Below are 3603 nucleotides of genomic sequence, written 5' to 3'. Positions count from 1 at the left end.
GCAATTATACCCGCAGCTATGCAGGTGCTGTGACGCTGAAGACGGCTTTGACCAAGTCAATCAATACCATTCCAGTTCGTCTGGCACAGGCCATCGGGCGCGATAAGATTGCAACCACCGCCTACATGATGGGGATCAACAGCGAACTGCGCATTACCCGTGCTATGCCGCTTGGAGTCTCTGAGGTTACGGTTCTTGATATGACAAGTTCCTATGCGGCCTTCGCGGCTGGCGGGAAGAAAATTGACCCCTACGCCATATTAGAGTTGCGTAATTCAAAAGGTGAGCTGCTTTACAACCATGATCGTGACGCTGGCCCTTCTCTGCGGATTCTGCCGTTTGATAAGGTGTCTATGATGAATGATATCCTGGTGAATGTGGTGGAACGTGGCACTGGCCGACGTGCCCGGCTGGATGGGATTACTGCAGCCGGTAAGACTGGTACAACACAGGCTTATCGCGATGCCTGGTTCATTGGCTACACGGGCAACCTTGCGGCTGCAGTCTGGTACGGAAACGACGACTTCTCCTCCTCACGACGCATGACCGGGGGTAGCTTGCCTGCGATGACCTGGGGCAACTTTATGAAGTATGCGCACCAGGGGTTGGAGCTGAAAGCTATGCCCGGTGTGGAGCCGCCTGAAGGTAAGGATGTTATTGCCGCGAATGGTCTCAGTGATGTTGAGGTGACTGGCCCGCCAGAACTGCTCAACAGAACATCACAGCAAGTTCTGGAAGCGCTTGGGAAGCGGCTGCGTGCGCTTCCATTCAACAGTATTTCTCAGTCAAACGTGCAGGCCCAACTGGGCTCTGACGCAAAGGCGGATGTGACTTATACCCGATGACACACACCCCTCACATGCCTTTGGTGGCGGTTCGTGAACCAGAAACCACCCAGATTTTTGATGGAGAGACCTCCTGGCAAAAGCCTTGGCCTCATATTTCGCCATTGCTTTTCAAAGCCCCGTTTTTCTCGTTCGGGCCGTTTTTATTCTCCATCATGATTGCTTTGATCGTGGGGATAGGCAGTGCTTATCTGTCGCTCAACAGAGGCTCTCCGTTCAGTGCACTGGAAAGCGGTGTGTGGGTTGCGCACCCGCATGCAGGGACGTTTGACAGTGATCCTTACAGTACAGCTATTTTTGCACGAACCGGGCGCGTGCCGCTTGGAAGCGGTGAAGGCATTGCGTTTTACGCTGCCTTCGATGACAGCGGACGGGCACTAGACCCCCAGTGCAATTACCGAATTGCCGGTAAAGTGCCAACTACACGGCTTTGGACCATTACTGCTTTGAACAACGCCCTAGAGCTGCTGGCGACTGATGCCGGTCGCGCCTCCTTGCATAGCCATGGCATTTTAACGGATCACACAGGCGCGTTTGCAATACAGGTTTCTCCTGAAGCCCGGCCGGGGAACTGGTTGCCAACCGGGGGGAGTAACGGGCTGGTGTTTACCATGCGTCTTTACGATATCCCCTACACCACGGGTGCCGGTTTGAGTGCCCCTGTGATGCCTGCTGTTGAATTGGTGAGCTGCAAATGAATGATCTCCTCAAAAAACTGCAGGACCTTTACATTTCCCCCCGCTGGATTTTATGGGGCGTCGGCGGATTGCTCATCGCGGGGATAATTCATGTGGCCATTGTTTTGAGCGTTCCCGCTTATGTTCCGCATTCCCCCTATGAACGCGTTGGCGGCTTTGGTGCAGATCGCAGTTTTCAGATGCTGCCACCGATCCTGCCACGCAGTGAGCCTCTGCCGGATCTTGATCCATCTATGCGCCATGCGATCTGTCGTTATTCCCTTGAGAACGGGCCGCTGATTGTGAGCGCTTTTGCTCCCTCTCCGTTCTGGTCTCTTGGCCTGTTCAACGAAAAGGGACAGGTGACTTACAGTCTCAATGACAAGACGTCTGAGGGTGAAGCTGTGCGCATGCTGGTGCTGACACCGCAGCAGCTTTCGATCCTGCGTGAGAACCCGCCAGAAGACCTGGAAGAGATGATTGTGGTTGAGACGAATGAGCTGAGGGGGTTTGCGCTGTTCCGTGCCTTTGCGCCGTCCAACGCGTATCTGCCACAGATCTCCGCCGCGCTGCGATCTGCAACTTGCTCTGATCTGCCAAAGATTTAGAGCACCACCCGGCTATTTTTGCGGGACGGGGCTCTCTAAACCCCATCCGGTAAAGATGCGGGACGGTTTTTCGACCTGTTCTGCCGGACGTTTGACCTCAGCATAACATTTGGCAGGCAGTTCTTCGTAGGTGCGACGCAGCTGCTCATAGCCTTTGCTCGCGTCCCAGATTTGCTGAGCAGACGGGGTTTCCACTTCCAGCGCGTTGATGGCGATCTGATAGGCCTGCAGGCGGCGGCCTGTGGCGCGGAGTACCCAGTCTACGAAGGCCTTGTTCTCGCGTACCCTCGCCTTAACTCCCGTTGTAAACTGCGGGTTCACCTGAGTTTGGCGATTCAGTGCCTCCAGACGCTCATGATCACTCACCAGAACCTGACGGGCAATTTTGCAAAACGGCAGGAGGAGCTTTTGATCAGACCTCATGTCATCAATCAGGCGGGTATAACGCGTTTCGCTGGAGCGGTATTTATCCGAGCGCAGATAAACGTAATAGTTTGACGGATTGATCGCAGCATATGGATCTTTCAAAAAACCCTGACGTTCCAACTGAGCCTTGTTGGCTCCAATCCAATCCTCAGAGGCCGGAGGAACAACCAGCGTCCATCCGCGATCGCGCAGTTCATTTTCCTGATCTGTCAAATTGAGGTTGGAGACGTCTTGCTTCTGGGAATAGCGGTAGAGCATGCCCAGATCTTCCGCGACGCGGTCATGGAGGAAATTTGGCTTTGCTCGGCCAAAATCTCCAGTGGGTTTGGCGCAGGCCGACAACAGCAAGCTGGTTGAAGATACAAGAAGGAGACAAGTCGCAAAGGCCCGACCTTTGCTGATCAACTCTGTTTTCCCGAACTCGCCCATGACTCACAATCCCACTGCTTGCAGCAATGGAGATACAGGCAAAGAACGTAGGAAGCTAGTCCCTCTCGTATTCCGAGTGCTCTTCTACAACGCGAATAACGCCAACTCTGCTGCGGCAGGCTAATCCTGACGGCATTTTGTAGACACCCGGGAATATATGGATCTGGGCTGATGAAAGCTGACGATCAAAGCCTCTGCGTATCTCTAAGGGTTGCCTGCGAGACCGCTCAGTCACGAGATAATGAAGTGTACCCATCGTTTGTCCTCTGGCACATTTACCGGTCAATTCCGTGGTTCTTCCAAGCCTCAGTTAAGCGGAGTTTCAGTTAATGAGCTGTAAAGCATTTGCTCCTAAATTTAGCTAGTAATTATATTCGATGTCATATGTGTCGCTGTGTATTTCTGGCGATTGCGAAAAACATCGAGAAATCATTGTTTTGCGTATACAGGTTCCTTCACTCATGGAAGACAGGTCTCAACTCTTAATTGCAGCAACAGAGGCTTTTGCTCAAACCGGCCATTCTCATGCAAGCTCTCATATGTATGAGGAGTTAGCGCTGCAGCACCTGTCATCAGCCACTGCGGCAAGTCGATTGAAGGTAGCGCACCTGTTGTGCC

4 protein-coding genes are annotated in these 3603 nt (G+C 53.1%); 3 read left to right on the top strand and 1 reads right to left on the bottom strand.

Annotation, left to right across the window (positions count from 1 at the left end; genetic code table 11):
- The 3 genes from PPL9_RS34555 to PPL9_RS28440 form a co-directional block, all read left to right on the top strand.
- A partial coding sequence (locus tag PPL9_RS34555; RefSeq protein ID WP_280139089.1) for a penicillin-binding transpeptidase domain-containing protein occupies nt 1–845 on the top strand: 845 nt, incomplete at its 5' end.
- Nucleotides 842–1543, top strand: coding sequence for a DUF1214 domain-containing protein (locus PPL9_RS28445; protein ID WP_057465879.1), 702 nt, complete (start codon nt 842–844; stop codon nt 1541–1543). The genes PPL9_RS34555 and PPL9_RS28445, both read left to right, overlap by 4 nt.
- Nucleotides 1540–2130 carry a hypothetical protein gene (locus PPL9_RS28440; RefSeq protein ID WP_057465878.1) on the top strand — a complete coding sequence of 197 codons (591 nt, stop codon included), beginning with the start codon at nt 1540–1542 and terminating at the stop codon, nt 2128–2130. The genes PPL9_RS28445 and PPL9_RS28440 overlap by 4 nt, the downstream gene beginning before the upstream one ends.
- 12 nt (nt 2131–2142) lie before the next feature.
- Here PPL9_RS28440 and PPL9_RS28435 read toward each other — a convergent pair whose 3' ends face one another.
- Nucleotides 2143–2985 carry a hypothetical protein gene (locus tag PPL9_RS28435; RefSeq protein WP_057465877.1) on the bottom strand — a complete coding sequence of 281 codons (843 nt, stop codon included), beginning with the start codon at nt 2983–2985 and terminating at the stop codon, nt 2143–2145.
- Nucleotides 2986–3603: the final 618 nt, after the last annotated feature.

This window comes from Pseudovibrio sp. POLY-S9, assembly GCF_001431305.1.
Lineage (GTDB): Bacteria > Pseudomonadota > Alphaproteobacteria > Rhizobiales > Stappiaceae > Pseudovibrio.
Note: the sequence above shows the minus strand (reverse complement) of the source record. Positions and strands in the feature narration are given on the sequence as shown.